At 45.9% G+C, this 19,507-nt stretch carries 20 protein-coding genes and 1 pseudogene; 17 read left to right on the top strand and 4 right to left on the bottom strand.

Annotated features, from left to right (window positions below; genetic code table 11):
* Positions 1–44 precede the first annotated feature (44 nt).
* The 6 genes from ctaD (at position 45) to AMS66_RS04805 (ending at position 4,865) form a co-directional block, all read left to right on the top strand.
* Positions 45–1,895, top strand: coding sequence for a cytochrome c oxidase subunit I (ctaD, locus tag AMS66_RS04830; protein WP_407944525.1), 1,851 nt, complete (start codon positions 45–47; stop codon positions 1,893–1,895).
* Positions 1,892–2,518: a cytochrome (ubi)quinol oxidase subunit III gene (locus tag AMS66_RS04825; protein WP_053779710.1), complete on the top strand. Its 627-nt coding sequence runs from the start codon at positions 1,892–1,894 to the stop codon at positions 2,516–2,518. Before ctaD ends, AMS66_RS04825 begins: the two co-directional genes overlap by 4 nt.
* A gap of 3 nt (positions 2,519–2,521) precedes the next feature.
* Complete coding sequence (locus tag AMS66_RS04820) at positions 2,522–2,845, top strand: cytochrome C oxidase subunit IV family protein (protein WP_053779709.1); 324 nt, start codon at positions 2,522–2,524, stop codon at positions 2,843–2,845.
* Positions 2,846–2,950: 105 nt separating this feature from the next.
* Positions 2,951–3,874: a cytochrome c oxidase assembly factor CtaG gene (gene ctaG / locus AMS66_RS04815; RefSeq protein ID WP_053779708.1), complete on the top strand. Its 924-nt coding sequence runs from the start codon at positions 2,951–2,953 to the stop codon at positions 3,872–3,874.
* A gap of 36 nt (positions 3,875–3,910) precedes the next feature.
* Positions 3,911–4,375: a DUF420 domain-containing protein gene (locus AMS66_RS04810; protein ID WP_053779707.1), complete on the top strand. Its 465-nt coding sequence runs from the start codon at positions 3,911–3,913 to the stop codon at positions 4,373–4,375.
* 118 nt (positions 4,376–4,493) lie between these two features.
* Positions 4,494–4,865, top strand: coding sequence for a hypothetical protein (locus tag AMS66_RS04805; RefSeq protein WP_053779706.1), 372 nt, complete (start codon positions 4,494–4,496; stop codon positions 4,863–4,865).
* Between the two features lie 107 nt (positions 4,866–4,972).
* Here AMS66_RS04805 and AMS66_RS04800 read toward each other — a convergent pair whose 3' ends face one another.
* The gene (locus AMS66_RS04800) at positions 4,973–5,293 is read right to left on the bottom strand and encodes a hypothetical protein (RefSeq protein WP_053779705.1); all 321 of its coding nucleotides are present in this window, start codon (positions 5,291–5,293) and stop codon (positions 4,973–4,975) included.
* Between the two features lie 245 nt (positions 5,294–5,538).
* On the opposite strand from AMS66_RS04800, the gene AMS66_RS04795 reads away from it, so the two are divergent.
* The 5 genes from AMS66_RS04795 to AMS66_RS04775 all read left to right on the top strand — a co-directional run bounded on the left by AMS66_RS04795 (position 5,539) and on the right by AMS66_RS04775 (position 9,859).
* Positions 5,539–6,252 carry a hypothetical protein gene (locus AMS66_RS04795; RefSeq protein WP_144424409.1) on the top strand — a complete coding sequence of 238 codons (714 nt, stop codon included), beginning with the start codon at positions 5,539–5,541 and terminating at the stop codon, positions 6,250–6,252.
* A gap of 91 nt (positions 6,253–6,343) precedes the next feature.
* Complete coding sequence (locus tag AMS66_RS04790; RefSeq protein ID WP_053779850.1) at positions 6,344–6,733, top strand: GntR family transcriptional regulator; 390 nt, start codon at positions 6,344–6,346, stop codon at positions 6,731–6,733.
* A gap of 15 nt (positions 6,734–6,748) precedes the next feature.
* Positions 6,749–7,645, top strand: coding sequence for an ATP-binding cassette domain-containing protein (locus tag AMS66_RS04785; protein WP_053779703.1), 897 nt, complete (start codon positions 6,749–6,751; stop codon positions 7,643–7,645).
* Positions 7,646–7,665: 20 nt separating this feature from the next.
* Positions 7,666–8,568, top strand: a complete 903-nt coding sequence (locus tag AMS66_RS04780; RefSeq protein ID WP_053779849.1) for an ABC transporter ATP-binding protein — start codon at positions 7,666–7,668, stop codon at positions 8,566–8,568.
* Positions 8,561–9,859 (top strand): ABC transporter permease, encoded by a 1,299-nt coding sequence (locus AMS66_RS04775; protein ID WP_053779702.1) that lies wholly within the window; start codon positions 8,561–8,563, stop codon positions 9,857–9,859. Before AMS66_RS04780 ends, AMS66_RS04775 begins: the two co-directional genes overlap by 8 nt.
* Positions 9,860–9,921: 62 nt before the next feature.
* Here AMS66_RS04775 and AMS66_RS34645 read toward each other — a convergent pair whose 3' ends face one another.
* Positions 9,922–10,110, bottom strand: a complete 189-nt coding sequence (locus AMS66_RS34645) for a Dabb family protein (protein WP_407944523.1) — start codon at positions 10,108–10,110, stop codon at positions 9,922–9,924.
* 908 nt (positions 10,111–11,018) lie between these two features.
* On the opposite strand from AMS66_RS34645, the gene AMS66_RS04765 reads away from it, so the two are divergent.
* The 6 genes from AMS66_RS04765 (at position 11,019) to AMS66_RS04745 (ending at position 17,303) form a co-directional block, all read left to right on the top strand.
* Positions 11,019–12,389 carry an MATE family efflux transporter gene (locus AMS66_RS04765; protein ID WP_082350568.1) on the top strand — a complete coding sequence of 457 codons (1,371 nt, stop codon included), beginning with the start codon at positions 11,019–11,021 and terminating at the stop codon, positions 12,387–12,389.
* 120 nt (positions 12,390–12,509) lie between these two features.
* Positions 12,510–12,644, top strand: a complete 135-nt coding sequence (locus AMS66_RS34315) for a hypothetical protein (RefSeq protein WP_269084529.1) — start codon at positions 12,510–12,512, stop codon at positions 12,642–12,644.
* Between the two features lie 514 nt (positions 12,645–13,158).
* On the top strand, positions 13,159–14,646 hold the full coding sequence (locus AMS66_RS04760; RefSeq protein WP_053779700.1) for an FAD-dependent oxidoreductase: 1,488 nt from the start codon (positions 13,159–13,161) through the stop codon (positions 14,644–14,646).
* Between the two features lie 42 nt (positions 14,647–14,688).
* Positions 14,689–15,285, top strand: coding sequence for a TetR/AcrR family transcriptional regulator (locus tag AMS66_RS04755; protein ID WP_053779847.1), 597 nt, complete (start codon positions 14,689–14,691; stop codon positions 15,283–15,285).
* A gap of 54 nt (positions 15,286–15,339) precedes the next feature.
* Positions 15,340–15,654: a hypothetical protein gene (locus tag AMS66_RS04750; protein WP_053779699.1), complete on the top strand. Its 315-nt coding sequence runs from the start codon at positions 15,340–15,342 to the stop codon at positions 15,652–15,654.
* A 419-nt stretch (positions 15,655–16,073) separates the two neighbouring features.
* A complete protein-coding gene (locus AMS66_RS04745) occupies positions 16,074–17,303 on the top strand; it encodes a glycosyl hydrolase family 8 (protein WP_053779698.1) in 1,230 nt (409 codons plus the stop codon).
* A gap of 334 nt (positions 17,304–17,637) precedes the next feature.
* Here AMS66_RS04745 and AMS66_RS04740 read toward each other — a convergent pair whose 3' ends face one another.
* Positions 17,638–18,963, bottom strand: a complete 1,326-nt coding sequence (locus AMS66_RS04740) for a 6-phospho-beta-glucosidase (RefSeq protein WP_053779697.1) — start codon at positions 18,961–18,963, stop codon at positions 17,638–17,640.
* A 55-nt stretch (positions 18,964–19,018) separates the two neighbouring features.
* Positions 19,019–19,507 (bottom strand): annotated as a pseudogene (locus AMS66_RS33480) (N-acetylglucosamine kinase); the annotation flags it as partial.

Genomic DNA, 19,507 nt, shown 5'->3' with positions numbered 1-19,507 from the left:
CAACCTTGGCTCATGCTCATAGCGTCAAGCGGTATAGGGGCTTGATGGATTGGATTACCACCGTCGATCACAAAAAAATCGCCGTGCTCTACTTAATTGCGGGTGGATTTTTCTTTGGAATCGGCGGTATTGAAGCCATTTTGATTCGGATTCAGCTCATGAAACCGATGAATGATTTTGTGTCGGCGCAGGTCTTCAACGAATTGATTACGATGCACGGAACAACGATGATTTTTCTTGGTGTCATGCCTATTATTTTTGCCGTTATGAATGCCGTTGTGCCTTTGCAGATTGGGGCACGGGACGTTGCTTTCCCTTTTGTTAACGCGCTGGGTTTCTGGACGTTCCTGTTTGGTGGACTGCTCTTGAACCTCAGCTGGTTGATGGGAGGAGCACCGGATGCCGGCTGGACTTCGTATACGCCACTCTCTGGCAGCGAGTACAGTGGGACGCACGGTGTGGATTTCTACACGATAGGTCTCCAGATCGCCGGTCTAGGGACACTCATCGGGGGTATTAACTTTCTCGCGACTATCATTACGATGCGTGCGCCGGGAATGTCCTATATGCGGATGCCGATGTTTACCTGGACCACATTTATTACATCAGCAATCATCCTTTTTGCATTCCCTGCCATTACGGTAGGACTTGTATTGTTAACGTTTGACCGTATATTGGGAGCCAATTTCTTTGATGTTGCAGGTGGTGGTAACCCGGTACTCTGGCAACATATCTTCTGGATCTTCGGACACCCGGAAGTATATATTCTCATTTTGCCGGCATTTGGTATTATCTCAGAGGTTATTCCAACCTTTGCACGTAAAAGATTGTTCGGTTACAGCTCCATGGTGTTTGCAACCATCTTGATTGCCTTCTTGGGATTCATGGTATGGGCGCATCACATGTTTACAACAGGTTTGGGAACCGTTGCGAATGCATTGTTCTCGATTTCTACCATGCTGATTGCTGTACCAACGGGGATCAAAATATTTAACTGGCTCTTTACGATGTGGGGCGGTCAGATTCGTTTTACGGCAGCAAACCTGTTTGCTGTAGGATTTGTTCCAACCTTCGTTATGGGTGGAGTTACCGGTGTCATGCTGGCCTCTGCGCCTGCGGATTTCCAGTTCCATGATACGTACTTTGTTGTGGCTCACTTCCATTATGTTATCGTTGGTGGATTGGTGCTTGGTTTGTTCTCGGGACTACATTACTGGTGGCCGAAAATGTTCGGTCGCATGCTGAGCGAAACGCTCGGAAAATGGACGTTCTGGACATTCATGATCGGCTTCCAATTAACGTTCTTTGTACAGCATTTCCTTGGTTTGATGGGGATGCAGCGCCGGATCGTTACATATTTGCCGAATCAGGATTTTGACCTGCTTAACCTGGTCAGCTCCATCGGTGCATTCCTGATGGGCGTTGGGGTCATCATGTTCCTCGTGAACATCGTGATTACAACGAGAAAACCAGCTGATGCACCAAATGATCCGTGGGAAGATGGTCGTACGTTGGAGTGGTCAATTCCATCTCCACCGCCGGAATACAACTTTAAGCAGACGCCTCTGGTACGCGGAATCGATGCGTACTGGAAAGAAAAAATGGCAGGACATACGGAGATGACACCGGCCGAACCTGTAGGTTCGATTCATATGCCGTCAGCAACTCCACTGCCGTTTGTGATGTCCGTTGGTATATTCATTGCCGGGCTGGGTCTAATGTTCAGCAAGGATGATTTTGGAAATGCCTTTATGAACGGATTGTTCAACAATTATATTGTGGTTATTATTGGCCTATTGATTACATTTGGTGCTATGGCGCTGCGGTCACTCTACGATGATCATGGCTGGCATATTGAACCGGAGGATCAGGATGAGAAGGGGGTTAGAACATGACAACTTCACATGCCGAACCAGTAAATGGAAAATTGCCGCATGAACCGGAGAAAGCAACGCTCGAAGGACGCAACAAGCTTGTCGGCTTCTGGTTGTTCCTTGGCGGCGAGACAGTATTGTTCGGAACCCTCTTCGCAACCTTTTTGGCCCTCCGTGGGCAAACGAATGACGGACCGACGGCGAATGAATTGTTTCATCTGCCACTCGTGGCTGCCGCAACCTTTATTCTCTTGGTCAGCAGTTTGACAAGCGTATTTGCCATCCAGGCTATGCACAAGGGCAAGCGCAATGCTCTCGCTCTCTGGCTTGGCATTACCGTTGTACTGGGTCTCGGATTCCTCGGTCTGGAAATTTACGAGTTCTATGAATATGTGAAACATAAAGAGTTCGGCATGACGACAAGTGCATTCAGTTCAGCGTTCTATACGCTGGTCGGGTTCCACGGAGCTCACGTTGCATTCGGTATTATGTGGATCGGGCTCATTATCGGGCAACTGTTCAGAAAAGGATTAACGGTCGTAACTGCACCTAAAGTATACGTCTCCGCAATGTACTGGCACTTTATTGACGTGGTCTGGGTGTTTATCTTTACGGTCGTGTACCTGCTCGGAAAGGTGGGGTAACACATGTCGGTACAGGATAAGAGTGATGATCAGCAGCCTGTGAAGCATCGTCACCGGGCGGAAGGACCACAGAAACACGTCGTTGTTTTTATTTTCTCGATCGTCCTGACGCTCATTGCGTTCGCGGCTGCTGCCGCGGGAGGAGTCAATACGACCTTCACCATTATTATATTGGTGGTTATGGCGATCCTTCAGGTGTTTGTACAGCTTGGTTACTGGATGCACTTGAAGGATAAAGGGCATTTAATGCCTATCCTGTTCATGGCCTTCGGATTTTTCGTAGCTTTTACGTGCATCATTATGGCACTTTATTGGGTTTGGTGGTAAAAGAGATGGCGGCGGCGCAGGTCGCCGTCTTTTCCCCTTTTAGGCGAATCAATCCCACAATGAATTCAGGCAACAACCAAATCAGGTCACGGGGAGGTTTCCCGTATGCTCGGGTTGCAATATTTTAGTTTCAACGATTTATGGAGTCCACTTATTCTGGCGTTGTTTCTGCTCATTGCCGCAGCTTATCTAGTGCTCGTTGGTCCGTTCAGTGAGCGGATCAAGGGGGCAGATCAGGCGACGGTTGCCCAGAAAATCATGTTTATCACGGGGCTTACCGTGTTGTATCTGGCCCAAGCTGGGCCATTCAATCTGCTGGGTCATGTGATGTTCAGCTTCCATATGGTGAGTATGGCTCTGTCCTATCTTGTAGCCCCACCGCTACTGATGAAGGGATTGCCCCTCTGGGTATGGCGTGGAATCATCCGATGGCTGCCGACACGGCAGTTCTCTTTTTTGGCCCATCCCATTGTGGCGGCTGTGCTGTTTAACGGATTGTTCTCGTTATATCATTTACCGGTGGTACATGATTACGTGATGTTGAATTTCACGGTTCACCGTCTGTATTACATTGTACTTTTCATCACTTCCATGCTTATGTGGTGGACGCTGCTCAATCCGTTGCCGGAAGGAAGACAAGCGTCAGGGTTGTCCAAGATTGGATTCATTTTTCTGAACATGGTGCTGCTGACACCAGCTTGTGGGCTGATTATTTTTGCATCTGAACCCTTGTATGCCACTTACAGCAACCCGGCGGTATGGGCTGAGGCGATGCGGTATTGTGTATCCGGGGATTCTACGGCTTTGCTGCGATCGTTCGGTGGACCGGCGTTCTTCAACTTCCTGTCCTCTGCGAAGGAAGATCAGCAGGTGGGCGGTATTTTGATGAAATTCATACAGGAAGGCATCTTTGTCTCCATGCTGGCATACGTCTTTTTCCAATGGTACCGTAAGGAAAAACAGGAAGATGATGATGATCCATATCCTGTAGAGAATTCGGGAGGTCCACTTAATCCTGCAGCGAAATAAAACAAGTCTTGTTGGGACAAGAGGGGGAAACACACGATGGATATGTATTTTTTGCTACCCATGATCAGTACTTCTTTCATTGTGATTAGCGCGGTGCTGGTTGGAATTGGCTGGGTGCTAATTATCCGTGGCAAACGGGAGGCGCACCAAACCGCGATGATTGCAGGGGCCGTTGCTGCACTGCTGTTCTTTGTCATTTATATGTCTCGTACCATCTTTGTCGGGAATACGGCTTGGGGCGGGGACCCGGAGATGGAGATTTTCTATCGGATATTTCTGATCTTTCATATTGTCCTCGCCACGGTGGCAGCGGTTTTTGGCATTTCTACTTTGGTGCTTGGTTTCAAAAAGAAATTCAAGACACATCGCCGCTGGGGGCGATTCACATCCATGATCTGGTTCAGCAGCGCCATCACTGGCGTTATTGTATACGTTCTGTTGTACCTGCTGTATCCTGGTGGACATACACGCCCGGTATGGGAAGTCATTCTGGGCGTTTAATAGTTCATGTGATGAATAGAATTCTCTGAAAATATGAAAATGGATGAATCCATCCGTCGATTGGTCCAAGCTTCCTCTCTCGTTCATTCATAGAATGAGATCGAGAGGGGGAAAACAAATGAAAAAAACAGTCCATGTAAGTCAAACGTATCCACGTCTCGCGGTCTATTCAGAAGAGGGCTATCGTGGAAGAAGCAGGGTATACCGCGGTAACACGGGTCTCCGTAATCTGGATAACATCCTGGGTGGGGTAGAGAGCCTGCGTTTCTTCTCGACAAGTTCGAATGCAACGTTGGTTGTGTTTACGAGACCTAACTTTCAAGGCGGATTCCGCGTCTTTCGTGGGAACACCAATTTGAGAGATTTGGATGATCTGATCCGTGGCAATGATGTGGAATCCCTGATCTCCACCAATCAGCGGCTGTCTCTGGAAGAGATTCGTGCCATCCGTAGGAATCGTACTCTGCCAAGTGGTTATGAGCTGATTTAAGGATTAGACCTCTTTTGTATTCAGGTGCCGGGAAACAGGAAAGAGCTGTTCCGAATTGTGTTCGCACAATATCGGATACAGCTCTTTTTTTGGTTTGAGGAGTTATCTTAATCTCCACCGCCACCACCGCTATCTCCACCACTGTCGTTGCTGCTTCCGCTATCGCTGCTGTGATGGTGATTAGATCCCGAAAAAGAATCACTATCATGATGCTTGTGATCGTTAGTGTGTTTGGAATGATGAGTATAGGAGTCATCATTGGTGGTAATGACCGGGTACGCCGGAGATGAGTCGGTGAAGCCGTTGTTACGACGTACACGATGTCTGCCTTTTTTGGCAGAATGCCGTTTGGGTTCGTCGCGAATAATGAGCCAGATGACCACAATCAGAAAAAGGAACACAAACCCGATCTCAACCAGCCAATCCATAGGTGAATCAATCCTTTCTATGTATCTATTTAAGTTGAGCAAATAATTTTACAATGAATCACTGTGCGTTCAGAATCAAGTTTTATTTTATCGTAACTCTGATATGAATCCCACCCGTTCTCCTGATTCACGAAAATAGGGAGTTGACGGGAATAGGAAATGGTCTGTATGCTGTGTATATTGATATATACAGTAGACACAGTGAGCAAGGTGTTCCAATGACAGATGGAAAGGCAGGCAATGATATGAGCGCATGGAAGCAGGCGTGGTGGTTGACCCGTAGTGAGATGAACAAGGATAAGCTCCAATGGCTGTGGACTGCAATTTTTATGATATACACTGGCGGCATGAGTGGTGTGATGTTATTAGGACAACAGAAGACAGATTTCATTAATCCTGTTGTAGATACTTTCTTTTTGATCATGGTGCCATTTCAGGGGTTCGTGTTTAGCAGGCGATCTTTCCGTTACATACAGGAGGATTCCTATACACAGATGCTGGCCTACTATCGCAGACTTCCCATTCCTAACGAGACGGTGATGTGGTCGAGACTTCAGCAGTCTCTGATGGCGTTTACGTATAATGGTATCTTTTTCTATGGATCACTGTATGTGGTCGGGTTGCACGAGGAAGGGTTCCGATGGGATCAGTACCTGGCCTTTGGCATAACTTGTACAGGTTACGGACTTCTCATGACAGGCTTATATATTTACGGAGAGTTTCTGCACAGTGGTAAAAAATATTTGCTTCTCAGTTCGCTGTTCTTGCCGCTTACGATCATCTTATCCTTGCTGATCCGGACATCGGGCAGTTACGGATTTTCGATTGTAATTGATATGAGTAAAACATGGGGGCTGCTTTCCCCGATTATGTGGGTTGCTTTGGTGGCTGGCCTAGCTGGGTTATGGCTTTTCAGTCGATTGACGCTGAAGAAACTTTCCACTCGGGATTTGAGTTAATGTATGAGGGATGAACGCAAGAATGAATACAGGATGAAGCCGGCACGGACAGGTAACAGACTGGAGTGTACCGGAGGGCGAGGTGCAAGATGTGAAAATACCCATTCAAATTAATGAAAATAGCGCTGAACCTTTATATCACCAAATTGAAAACCAGTTAAGATCGTTAATTGTTACGGGTCAGTTGGGGGAGGGGACACATTTGCCGTCCATTCGTGAGTTCGCCGGAGCGCTGAATTGCAGTGTCATTACGGTTAGACGGGTCTATCAGGATCTGGAGAATGAAGGCCTGCTTCGTACGAAGCAGGGGACGGGTACATTTGTGGCCCAGGTAGAAGCCGGGGACAGAGAAAATTATAGATTGAAGGCCGCGCAGGAAGCAATGCAGGCAGCGGTGCAGTCTGGAAAATCGGTAGGATGCACGGAAGAAGAAATGGAGACTCTGTTCCGGGAAGTCCTGAAGGCTGTTTACTCGAAGTGAGGGAGTGATTCATACATGGAACCCATAGCAGTTCAGTTGAACGGCGTATCCAAAATGCGAAAACGCAGAGTTATTGGCCCGATTGATCTGACCATCCCGGAAGGGTATGTAGTTGCTATTCTCGGTCATAACGGTTCAGGCAAAAGCACACTTCTTAACATGCTACAACAAGTGGTACTGCCAGATGCCGGGCAGATTATATGGTTTGGGAAGGAACATGAGGGGCCTCTTCCCATTGAACTGAGACAACAGATCGGTTTTGTGGCTGACAACGCTGGGCTCGAAGAGAACCGGATTACTGCACAGGAAGCAGCTGATTTTCGGGCCTACTGGTACCCGCGTTGGGATATGAAGTTGTTCGACCAACTGATTCGCGATATGGAAGTACCTGTTGATGTGAAGTTGAACAAGATGTCCAAGGGAGAACGGCGGAAATTCGAGATCGCAGCTGCAATCGCAGCTCGCCCGAGACTATTGCTTTTGGATGAGCCTTCATCAGGACTGGACCCCTTTGCCTGGAAAGTGATGGTCGAGCAGTTCCGTACCTTCATGGCGGGTGGAGACACCACAATTCTGATTGCCACACATATTGCGGATGAAGTCAAAAGGCTTGCAGATTACATCGTATTGATGCACCGTGGTCAGTCGCTGGGGATGGCGGAGAAGGATATCGTACTCGAACAATGGAAGGAACTCTGGTATGAAGGTGAGCTGCGACCCGAGAGCATTCCTGGTGTAGTTGAATCTTATCAAGAAGAGAACGGTCTGATTCGGGTAATCACAACCCGGGTGACTGAGGCACAGGAACGGTTGGAGCTTGCAGGGATACGCGTTATGAAAATCCGTAACTTGGAATTGGATGAAGTCTTGGCATTCTGGATTGCCGGGTATGCACCCGTACAGTGGAAATAACCGAAGGGAGACGATACATGATGAACCGATTGGAATTGAAGCAGGTAGTCAAGCAATACGCAGACAAAACGGCAGTTAATGGTGTAACGCTCAATGTAAAAGAAGGGGAAATTTACGGTCTGCTTGGAGCCAATGGCGCTGGTAAAACAACAACGATGCGTATGGTGCTTGGGCTGATCCACCCGGACGGCGGAAATATTCAGTACAACGGCAAACCCTATAACACGGAATTGCAGCAGATTATGGGATATCTTCCGGAAGAGCGCGGTTTGTATCCAAAGGTAAAGGTCAGTGAACAGATCAACTATCTGGCCCGTCTGCGCGGCATGAATGGAAAGGATGCGGATCAGAGCCTGAAATATTGGTTGGACCGATTCGAAGTGCCGGAGTATTACGACAAAAAGATTGAGGAGCTATCCAAAGGGAATCAGCAAAAGATGGGTTTTATTGCCGCAGTGGTCCACAGACCACAAATTCTCATTCTGGATGAAGCCTTCAGCGGACTTGATCCGGTGAACGTGGAATTGTTGAAATCTACGGTGAAGGAGTTGCGTGACGAAGGCACAGCCATTCTGTTCTCGACACACCGCATGGAGCACGTTGAAGAATTATGTCGTCAGATAACCATACTGCACCGTTCCAATACTGTGGTACAGGGAGAGATCAAGGAGATCAAGAGTCGTTATCCTCGTGAGCAGGTATTCCTGAGCACAACGGGAAGTGTCAACGGGCTGGAACAGTTGCCGGGTGTGAAAAAGGTAGAGCAAAGTGAGCGTGGATACCTGATCCATATTGGTCAGATGGAAGCAGCTCAGGAAATTCTGAGAGCAGCCATGGCACAGACGACCGTTGAACATTTTGAAATTAAGGAACCAACGCTTAACCAAATCTTTATTCGTGAGGTAGGTGAGTCGAATGAATAAAATGGGCACGATTATCGGATTTACGTTCAAAAACAAAGTGAAAACGAAGTCTTTCATGGTTACGACCATTGTACTTGCACTTTTAATTACGATTGGACTCAATATTCCATATTTCATTACCTTATTTAACGGTGGTCCCATTGGCGGAGGTGCAGGCGGAAATCAGCCAGTAAATATCGGTCTTCTGAGCACGAACCAAACAGAGGTAGCCGAGAAGCTGGAGACATACTCCTCCGCACAAGGAAATGAGACGTATCGGGTCGTTAACGACGCTGGTAAAGATGAAGCGGCACTTAAGGCCGATGTGGAATCTGGACTTCTGGATGGGTACCTGAAGTTCGAACCTGTGGCGGGGCAAGACTTCCCACAGCCGGTCTTGTACTCAAGCGAAGATATTTCCCCGCAGGTTATTGCACCTATTGAAGCTGCGCTGCAAATTGTGAAGCTGGATGTGGTGGTGAAGGATACACTCACGGCGGAGCAAAAGCAGCTCATTAGTACGCCGGTGAAACTGACAGAGCAAAGCCTTGATTCTGACCAAAGCGGAGCTGCTGTGGAGTCGGAAGGTGGCATGAGTGGCATCAACTACGTAGTTGTTTACCTGCTGATTATCCTGTTGTTCACATCAACGATGATGACAGGTAATATGATTGCATCCGAGATTACAGCTGAGAAGAGCTCACGTATTATGGAGATTTTGATTACAAGTGTATCTCCGCTCAGTCAGATGTTTGGTAAGATCATCGGTATTTTCATGGTAGGTTTGCTGCAAATCGGTATTTTCGGTGCGGTAGTTGCCGGCAATATGCTGTTACCACATAACCGCGATGTACTGAGTGATTTCAACATGAACCTGAGTGATGTGAACATTGCCGTCATTGTATATGGACTGATTTTCTACATTCTTGGTTACTTCCTGTATGCAGTTATGTTCGCAGCCATTGGTTCAATGGTGAGTCGGACAGAAGAACTCGGTCAGGCCGTATTGCCGATTACGATGTTGTCCCTGGTTTCCTTCTATATCGCAATCTTTAGTATTGCTACACCGAACATCCTGCTCTTAAAAGTAGCAAGCTTCATTCCGTTCACATCGCCAACGGCAATTCTGGTACGGATCGGGGCTGGTGTGGCGCCAACCTGGCAGATCTGGACGTCCCTGGCCATTCTCGTGGTATCGATTATGATCTTCGGCTGGCTCGCAGCGAAAATCTATCGTACAGGTGTGCTGATGTATGGTAAACGCCCAACGTTCAAGGAATTATTCAAAGCGATGAAGGCGTATAAAATCTGATTCAAGTTTATTCTGACTGACTGACCTGACTGTCACGTATAATCAAAGACCCAGCATGCTCTTCACCTCAATGGAGTATGCTGGGTTTCGTATTCCTCAGAGTCTGTGCGAACAATGTCTAATACACCACCGATAAATATGCTGACTTCTTGGTGTAAAGGATCTACCAGATACGTTTCCATATGCGTTATCGATGCAAATTTTGTGATCAGCATGAGATCGTAAGAAGATGAATCACGACGCATGTCCACCTTGGACCCGCATATCGAGTAAGGTTGCAATATTTCCTTTCATTTTAAGAAGGATTTCTTTTGTTTCCTCAATTTTTGTATAAGAAGAGTCTTTTAGTCTTATAAGCAAATGGTTAATTATCATGAGTATTTACCCCGTTATAGTTAGATATATATACAAAGTGGCCTTAGAAAAGAATTCCTAAGGCCTTTGTGGTTATCTTTAGAAAATGGATAGGCTGACGATAATCGCAAATTAGTAATATAGCCCACAGAAGAGTAAATGAACCCATTAGTAGTCGAATAATGAAGAGCAATAGAGAAACCTTTTTTTAAATGGCAGACAACCATTCAAAGAGAGGTTTTTGCAATGGAATGATCCATACTTGGTTATTCTTGTACAGATGAGAAAAAGAGGATAATAAATTTTAATCATTTTTGGAAAACTATGAAATCTCCTATTCATTAGACACTCTATTTTTGCGCATATACGTTTCTATTATATTGTGAGTATATAGGGATTAAACATACGCTTTAAAGGCTATTAAACGCATGATAGCACCTTTAAAATCGATGTTTTACATAGGCGTTTATTGTGTTAATCTATATTCATTGATTCGAATCCAACATTATATTAATCGATTAATCTATGATAGAAAAGTGCTCCATTTCATTAATAATAATAAGATATTAGTAGGAACAGCATGAATTTAAAGATCACAAGAACAGTGGGTCCGCTTACCATCAAGCAATATCAGATGTAAGTATTTATCCATTCACATCCTATAGGAACAGTAAGTCGAAAAAATGTATTTCTCTCTAATTAATTCATATAACAACACGGTTAAGTTGTTTAATGCTGTTATTTTATGATGGCTTTTTGAGCATTATTAACATTTTCTAAAGATCAAAAAAAGGATGTCCATGTTATGAAAAATAAAATGAATTACCGTTTTACTAATGAAAGTATCCCCAAGCTAATTTTTTGGTTAGCTACTCCGGCCGTCATAGCTCAGTTAATCAATGCCATGTATAGCGTAGTTGATCGAATGTTCCTGGGCAGAATGGAAGAAGGGGGAACACTAGCTTTATCGGCTATAGGTGTATCTTTTCCGATTATTATGTTAATTTCAGCGGTTGCAGCTCTATTTGGAACTGGTGGTGCTCCTTTAGCTTCTATAAAAATGGGAGAAGGGGAACATAAAAAAGCGGAAGAATTGCTTGGTAGTTGTTTTTCTATGCTACTAATGGCATCCATACTAATAACAACTGTGTTTCTTCTATTTAAGTCACCATTCTTAACACTATTTGGTGCCAGTCATGAGACTTTGCCATTCGCCAATGAATTTTTAGACATTTACCTTTTTGGAACTTTAGGAGTACTCATTTCTCTGGGATTAAATCCGTTTATTGCAGCACAAGGAAATGCTAAAACAGCCATGCTCACGGTATGTGTTGGTGCGGTTGTGAACATTATCCTCGACACCATTTTTATTTATGGTATGAATTTGGGCATTAAGGGTGCTGCATGGGCAACTGTTATTGCACAATTTATTTCGGCCATTTGGGTATTAGGCTTTTTAATGTCCAAACGTGCCCATTTGCGCTTACGCTTATCCAATATGCGCATCAACCTTAAACAAGCAGCAAGCGTACTTACGTTGGGGCTTTCTCCGTTCATTATGCTATCGACGGAAAGTTTAATTCAAATTGTATTTAACACGTCTCTCGCCAGATATGGTGGTGACATGTATGTTGCGGCTATGGGGATTATGGGAACGCTGATGCAGATATTTGGGCTTTTGCTGTCCAGTTTTGCTCAGGGAGCACAACCAATCATTAGCTATAACTACGGAGCTCACGATTATACACGAGTAAAATCCACAATTTCATATTGTAGTATTATTTGTGCTGCTATTGGCTTGTTGATGTGGGGCATAGCAATTTTTATACCGCAGTTACCCATTAGCCTGTTCACCAACGATCGAGAGCTTATTGTACTGACGGCCAGACTAATGAAAATATTTTTCCTAGGAACATGTATTTATGGTATTCAATTAGCCTTTCAACAGATCTTTATTGCCTTGGGACAAGCTAGAGTTTCTATATTCATTGCGATTTTGCGCAAAATTATTCTGCTTATTCCATTAGTACTCTTCCTCCCAAATTTTATTAGTCCGAAAACGGACGCGGTTATTATTGCTGAGCCCATTGCAGATTTATGTGCGGCAATTACTTGCTGTGTTTTATTTGGAGTTACCATTCAAAAGCTTTTAAAAGATAAATCAACTAAATCTTAAATGGGTTGACTGCTCCTGAAGAAGGGGGTTAATAAATAAGAATTGAAGAGCCATCAGACTATGCAGTATTTGATTATCTAAAAGAATACTTTAAGTCGGCAGCTTGGGGCGACGATAGGGGTGGCCATCCTCGGCACAATTCTGAGTGGCAGCCAAACGTTTGTTGCCGGCATGCAGATGTCGTTTATCGTAATGACCATTATACTGTTCGGCGGCAGTGTTCTGTCATTTGCATTTATCGGTAAAAAACAATAACATCAGACCTCATATTCCGGATTATAACTGGTAAGACATGAGCATTAAAAGGAAATGAATAGATGACGCACTTAGAAACAGCCGTTTTAAATAATATCCTTTGGTGTGAATTGTATGTGATGTGCAGGGATTACCCGGACCCTAGTGGACATGTGTGGGCAAGCGGAATGGACTGAATGATATGACGTAATGGGTACTAGCTAGTGGATTGCATAAGGTGATTCGATCAGAGCTGTTAAAGCATAAAGACGCTATCTTTATGCACAAGATAGATGGTGAGCTTTCACGAACAGTTCGAGGTTGCGGTAAAGAAAGCGTGCCGCAGGGATGCGATTATGATCAGGTCACTTTTTATTTCGTTAACATAGGTAGTATCATCTTAACTTTGACAACTAATAAAAATTACTATAATCTAACATTGAACGGTTGAACCGATTAACCTAAGTTAGAAATCTCTGCTTATAGCTTCACTATCATCATAATTGCATGAATTTATAATTGGAGGGATACTTTCATGAAAGAGACGAATGCAGCAGTTCCGCAAGAAAGTTCAGAACGTGCCATTATCATTGGGGGAGGAATAAGTGGACTACTAACTGCAAAGGTACTTTCCGAATACTACGATGAAGTTTGGATAGTAGATAAAGATGACTTCCCTGACAAACCTGAAAATCGCGCCGGGACCCCACAGGATTTTCAGCCGCATCGACTTACGCCGCGTGGGAGCACTATTATGAATCGCCTCTTTCCAGGATTTAACGATGATTTACTGTCACAAGGGGCCCCCTCGTCATTCAACAAAATCGCTCATTTGAGCAATCCATATGGAAGCTTCGATATGCCAAACTCAGAGAATGAATCTACGTTCAGCAGGGCATTACTGGAATGGGTGTTTCGTAGACGGGTGAAAGGGATTCCGAATGTACGATTTCTTCCCAAAACAGACGTAATTGGTTTGCTAACCAATGCGGAACAGACCATTGTCACGGGTATCTCCGTACGAGATCGCGGACCATCTAGACAGCATAGAACACTTACAGCGGATCTGGTAGTGGATTCCAGCGGACGTTCTTCCAAGCTGGTGACATGGCTTCAGGATCTGGGTTATACTGTACCTCAACGTGATCTTCTAAAGGTTTCTCTGGGATACAGTACTCGCCATTATCATATTCCTTCGCCTCTATCCGAAGAATGGGATGTTATACGAGTTGATGGGAATTCCCGAAAGAAGGAATTCACAGGCGTTTTCTCCATCGTTGAAAATAATAGAGCAGAAATGTTGCTTTGGAGTGCGGGTGGACATTATCCTGGCACGACCGTACAAGAATTTGAACAAAACGTTGCTCAGCTTGTAGACCCGCTGATTGCGGAGGTTTTGAAGAAACTTGAACCGCTCACATCTCCCCGAGGCTATAGGATATCGGAATTGTTTCGCCATCACTTTGAACAAATGGAAAAATGGCCATCTGGACTGTTGGTACTGGGAGATGCGTTCTGCAATTTCGATCCGATTTATGGTCTTGGGATGACCATGGCTGCGATTGAAGTGGAGATGTTAGAGCAGTGTTTAAGCGATCAACGCACCAATCCCCAACCCTTTTATGAACAGACAGTTCTCCAAAGACTACAGGATGTGGTTGAGCCTGCTTGGTGGTTGAATTGTGTCTCTGATTTACAATGGTCAGGCGTAGAATATGTGGGTCAGCCATTGATCGGGATTGATTTTGCTCAAAAATACTTTAATGTGTTTCTCCAACAGACAACATCGAGCCATAATGTGGAGCAATTTTTATTGTATTGGGGAGTGAATTCCTTATTGTTCTCCCCAACTGTAATGACTAATGTACAGATGGTAAGCTCTATTCTTGCTCATGCATCAATTGAAGACAACCAATGGTTCACTGCGTTTTTGCAAAAAAAGGGCCAAACATTGGATGGGTTTTTGAACCAGTTACCATCCTTTTCTAAAGCAAGCTTTGTACCCTTTCCACCGGAAGAGTGAAAAATGAAATATAGGCTGGAAATTAAAAAGGAGCGAAAAACATTGTCACCGTTGAACGAAGAACAACTTCAGGTTATCCGCGATGAACGAAAAGAACAGATCATAGAAGCGGCACTTAAGATTTTTGCACGAAGAGGCATTATTGGGGCGAAATTGAGCATGATCGCCACAGAGGCAGGTATCAGTCAGGGTCTGTTATACCACTACTTCAAATCCAAAGACGAACTATTTATCCTACTTATTCAGCAAGCGATCCAAGAGTCGATTGATAGTATGAAAAGTGTCTACCAATTACCTGGCTCTCCCATCGAAAAGTTAAGAGCTTTTACTCAACTCGATAGTGAGGGTCAGCTTTATTTTATGCTGATTCATCAGGCTCGTACATCGGATGGGGTGCCTGAGAAAGCAAAACAGCTTATTGAGCAATATTCCATGGAATCCTATGTGGTCGATATATTGGAACCATTATTTATTGAAGGGCAGAAAGCAGGCGAATTTGCACCGGGTGATCCTCGGCAGTTGGTTTCCACCTATTTTACAGTTGTTTCTGCACTAATGACCTTAAACATTCACGAAGATGAAGCTTATCAAATGCCAGAGGTTGACCTCTTATTGCGGATTGTAACAGGCCGTCCTTAATAGCTGAATACAGGGAGGAGTCTTATATAAAATCCTTAGGTGAGCTTCCAGCTCATGGAGGGGCTCAGTCGTAGGTGGCTGAATGCCGGATCGATCGATTACAGCGCGACGATGTTTGGAGGAAAGACGATCCATTGGGATTTCTGGAGTCTATTCCCTTACAGGTTTGAAGAAAGCTTCCTGCCGACTATCATGAGTGTCAGTCATCCTGTACATACTGCGATGGTCGCGCTGGGACTGGAAATGGCCGTGCGCGGTCACAGGCGACTGACAAATGCGATCTATGCCCTGCCTGCCCTGCTGTTTGCCTGGGTAATTCTGGCCACGCCGCTTATAACGGACAGTATTCTCTGCCGGACTGGATTATGAAGATCAACGAATGGACCGGGAGCAGCTATAAGACGAAGATTTTCTTACTGATGTTACTCGTTGTGGGGCTCGTTCTAGATTATATCGCACTCTATCGAGTGAGGAGTCAACTCCCGATGATGGAGGGCGACATGAAGGCAAGCAAAACCTGGGACGTTGGTTCCTGGGTTTTTTTATGGAAAATGTCGATTCAGGACTATTGATTCAATCTCGGAAGGTCTATTTACAAATATTAGAAGAACATTTAAAATAAATGTAAGCGTTTTAAAAGTTAAAGCGCTTTAACTTTAAGGCGGAGGTGATTGTGGTTTAGCGAGTATCAAATCATTGTTTAACCATCCAGATGCTGCACTGAATTTTCGGCTTAAAGGTTATGTCATGGATCAAGACCCATATGAACCTAAAAGGAGCGTAAGTTTATGAGAAAAAATAGGAAATTTTCGTTTAGCAGCAAGGCTGTTACGATGTGTTGTCTCGCTTTTCTTCTGATTCCGGCAGGATTCGCTTTCGCCTCTCCGAACAAGCCGTTTCCGCAGCACACGACATATACCAGCGGCTCGATCAAACCGAGCAATGTTACACAAAGCGCGATGGACAGCTCCGTGAAAGCGAAATGGGACAGCTGGAAATCGGCATATCTGAAAACGGCGGGCACAGGCAAGTATTATGTGAAGTATCAGTCCAACGGGAATACCGTATCCGAGGCACATGGGTACGGAATGCTGGCAACGGTTCTAATGGCTGGTTATGAGAGCAATGCGCAGACTTATTTTGACGGACTTTATCAATATTATAAAGCTCATCCGAGCGACAACAATTCGAAACTGATGGCTTGGAAACAAAACAGCAGCTTCCAGAACATTGAAGGCGCAGACTCGGCCACGGATGGAGATATGGATATTGCCTATTCGCTCTTGCTTGCGGACAAGCAGTGGGGTAGCAGCGGCAGTATCAACTACCTTCAGGCGGGCAAGGACATCATCAATGCTATCATGCAAAGTGACGTGAATCAGTCCCAATGGACGCTGCGTCTTGGCGACTGGGCAACGGATAACACGTTCAAAAATGCCACCCGTCCATCGGACTTTATGCTGAATCACTTGAAGGCGTTCCAGGCGGCAACCGGTGATGCCAAATGGGCGAACGTGATCGACAAAACCTATACCATCATCAACTCCTTATATAGCGGCTACAGCTCATCAACCGGATTGCTTCCAGACTTCGTTGTTCTGTCTGGTTCGACTTACAAGCCGGCTTCAGCTGATTTTCTGGAAGGGGCAAACGACGGCAGCTACGATTACAACTCATGTCGTACACCTTGGCGGATCGCAACGGATTACCTGATGACCGGTGACAGCCGGGCGCTCAATCAGCTCAATCAAATGAATAGCTGGATCTCGACCAAAGTAAGCGGCAACCCTAGTAGTGTGAAGGATGGTTATAAACTCAACGGCACTGTCACAGGGTCCGGCGGCAGCGGCGCGTTCTATGCACCGTTTGGTGTCAGCGCTATGACCTCGTCCACGAACCAAAACTGGCTGAATTCCGTCTGGACCAAAACGGCCGGCAGCTCCAATGAGGGCTACTATGAAGACAGTATCAAGCTGTTCTCCATGATCGTGATGTCCGGTAACTGGTGGACATACTAAGCAACTTGAAATGGATTGATTACTCATATGCAAGCAGGCAGGGAGATTAGCTCCCTGCCTGCTTTTTTATGGATGGAGCTAGGAGAATGCATTTGATGAATGCTTTGAGCAAAGCGATATAGATGGGCAAGTACCTATAACGACAAACCGCCATATCTCAGGAAATCCTGGGACATGGCGGTTTCGTATAAGATTATAGGATCCATCAATATCAGCGAAGCTGAACCATTCTATCATTGTAAGAAAAACAATATTTTAATTCGGTCTGTCTTCTATGAAAGTACGTCGATAGACGTTTTTCTTATGGCATCAGGACGAGTGGATTATAGCTGAATTATGCATTAGCTGTAGATTCAGTAAAAAACTGCGGCAAATATTCCTTGTTGGCTTCGAGCATTTCGTCCAGCATCTGAATCGCCACTTCGACAGAAGGGACCAAAGGATGATGGGCCAATGCTTGTATGGCCAATCCGCGATCACCGGTCACGGCAGCATCGATGGCGAGGCGCTCATAGGTTTTAACCGCATGGATCAGTCCGACGGCCATCGGAGGAACCTTGGTCAGCTGCAGCGGCAGCGGGCCGGTTTTGGTGACCACGCAGTTGACTTCAATGCTGGCATCGTCCGGCAGGAATTCAATGATGCCTTGATTAGCGACGTTCAGCGTCTGAATGTCATTCGTTCCGTTGTAGAGCGAGCGCATCAGGTTCACGGCTGCTTCGGAATAGAAGGCGCCGCCACGCTGTTCCAGCTGTTTCGGTTTATCCTTCAGCTCTGGATCATTATATAGCTCGAACAGTTCTTCTTCGACGCGTTTAACCACTTCCGCACGGTTGCCGCCTTTTTGTAAGGATTCCAGCTGCTCTTCGAGCATGGCATCGGTCATATAGAAATATTTCAGATAGTAGGAAGGCAGGGCATGCAGGGATTGCAGGAATTCCGGATTCCATTCCCGTGCAGGTACGTTCTTTGCGCTGTAACTGGCCGTATCGGCCAGCATCTCATCCAGTTTGTCTTCTCCGCTCACATCGATACGTGTAATCCAGTGCAGATGGTTCAGGCCGACAAACTCGGCATAGATGCGATCCGCTTCTACGCCGTATTTGGCCGAGGTCTGCTTGATGAGGCCGATCGGTGCATTACAGAGACCGATGCTTTTTACGTTGGAATACTTCAGAATGGCTTCGGTGACCATACCCGCCGGATTCGTAAAGTTCAGCAGCCAAGCATTGGGGGCGAGTTCTTCGATGTCACGGCAGATGTCGAGCAGGACCGGAATCGTCCGCAGCGCCTTCATCATGCCTCCGGGACCGGTGGTTTCCTGGCCGATCACGCCGTATTTCAAAGGGATGGATTCATCGCGGCCACGGGCGTCAAGCATCCCGACACGCATTTGAGTGCTGACGAAGTCCGCACCCTTGATGGCTTCGCGGCGGTCGAGCGTCAGATGAATTTCAATCGGAAGGCCGGATTTCTCCACCATGCGTTTGGCCAGGTTGCCAACAATGTTTAGTTTGCGCTGACCCGGTTCAATATCCACCAGCCACAGCTCGCGTACCGGCAGCTCGGCATGGTGAAGGATGAACCCCTCAACGAGCTCCGGAGTATAGGAAGATCCACCGCCGATTACAGCTATTTTCAGTCCTTGTTCATTTGCCATTTTTGCACACTCCAGTCATTTAAGAATTTTTTATGATGACAGTCTCTATTGTCGCTTATCTTGTTGTTTGCTTAATATGTTCGAAGTCGCGGAAGGCCCGCATTTTGTCATATACATCCTGGCTTACCGCATGTCCATCCGCATCCATAGCAGACCATAATGCACCGACGACAGGCTCAGTGGCCAAAGGTACGATGGTCGCATTCGGAGCAACGGTTGCGACAGCCTGTTCAACCTTGCTGCGAATCCAGCCATGATCTCCCCTTGTTAGCAGACTTCCAGCCAGTACCACGTCAAAGGTGTCCTTTTCCATTTTGAGCTTGTGGATGACCGCAGCAGCTGATTTGCCAAGCTCGACACCCTGGCGGGTCAGAATTTCCAAAGCTACAGCATCGTTTCCTGCGGCAGCTTCAAACAGCAGCTTCGCTGCATGAACAGGTACATGCTTGCCGTGATCCTGAAAGTCATCGAACATATCGCTGACACTGTCATATCCAAGGAAGTTCAGCAGCAGGGGAGTCAGGAGCGTTGTCTGCTCACGGCC

The organism is Paenibacillus xylanivorans (assembly GCF_001280595.1).
Taxonomy (GTDB): domain Bacteria; phylum Bacillota; class Bacilli; order Paenibacillales; family Paenibacillaceae; genus Paenibacillus; species Paenibacillus xylanivorans.
This window is presented reverse-complemented; position numbering and strand designations above follow the sequence as displayed.

What these genes read in the sequence shown, in the direction of transcription:
- AMS66_RS04750 (WP_053779699.1), top strand. Translation starts at nt 15,340, where the DNA reads ATGGAGGGGCTCAGTCGTAGGTGGCTGAATGCCGGATCGATCGATTAC.
- AMS66_RS04810 (WP_053779707.1), top strand. Translation starts at nt 3,911, where the DNA reads ATGGATATGTATTTTTTGCTACCCATGATCAGTACTTCTTTCATTGTG.
- AMS66_RS04825 (WP_053779710.1), top strand. Translation starts at nt 1,892, where the DNA reads ATGACAACTTCACATGCCGAACCAGTAAATGGAAAATTGCCGCATGAA.
- AMS66_RS04785 (WP_053779703.1), top strand. Translation starts at nt 6,749, where the DNA reads ATGGAACCCATAGCAGTTCAGTTGAACGGCGTATCCAAAATGCGAAAA.
- AMS66_RS04805 (WP_053779706.1), top strand. Translation starts at nt 4,494, where the DNA reads ATGAAAAAAACAGTCCATGTAAGTCAAACGTATCCACGTCTCGCGGTC.
- AMS66_RS04780 (WP_053779849.1), top strand. Translation starts at nt 7,666, where the DNA reads ATGAACCGATTGGAATTGAAGCAGGTAGTCAAGCAATACGCAGACAAA.
- AMS66_RS04765 (WP_082350568.1), top strand. Translation starts at nt 11,019, where the DNA reads ATGAAAAATAAAATGAATTACCGTTTTACTAATGAAAGTATCCCCAAG.
- AMS66_RS04800 (WP_053779705.1), bottom strand. Translation starts at nt 5,293, where the DNA reads ATGGATTGGCTGGTTGAGATCGGGTTTGTGTTCCTTTTTCTGATTGTG.
- AMS66_RS04740 (WP_053779697.1), bottom strand. Translation starts at nt 18,963, where the DNA reads ATGGCAAATGAACAAGGACTGAAAATAGCTGTAATCGGCGGTGGATCT.
- AMS66_RS04820 (WP_053779709.1), top strand. Translation starts at nt 2,522, where the DNA reads ATGTCGGTACAGGATAAGAGTGATGATCAGCAGCCTGTGAAGCATCGT.
- AMS66_RS04795 (WP_144424409.1), top strand. Translation starts at nt 5,539, where the DNA reads ATGAGCGCATGGAAGCAGGCGTGGTGGTTGACCCGTAGTGAGATGAAC.
- AMS66_RS04760 (WP_053779700.1), top strand. Translation starts at nt 13,159, where the DNA reads ATGAAAGAGACGAATGCAGCAGTTCCGCAAGAAAGTTCAGAACGTGCC.
- AMS66_RS04775 (WP_053779702.1), top strand. Translation starts at nt 8,561, where the DNA reads ATGAATAAAATGGGCACGATTATCGGATTTACGTTCAAAAACAAAGTG.
- AMS66_RS04745 (WP_053779698.1), top strand. Translation starts at nt 16,074, where the DNA reads ATGAGAAAAAATAGGAAATTTTCGTTTAGCAGCAAGGCTGTTACGATG.
- ctaD (WP_407944525.1), top strand. Translation starts at nt 45, where the DNA reads ATGGATTGGATTACCACCGTCGATCACAAAAAAATCGCCGTGCTCTAC.
- ctaG (WP_053779708.1), top strand. Translation starts at nt 2,951, where the DNA reads ATGCTCGGGTTGCAATATTTTAGTTTCAACGATTTATGGAGTCCACTT.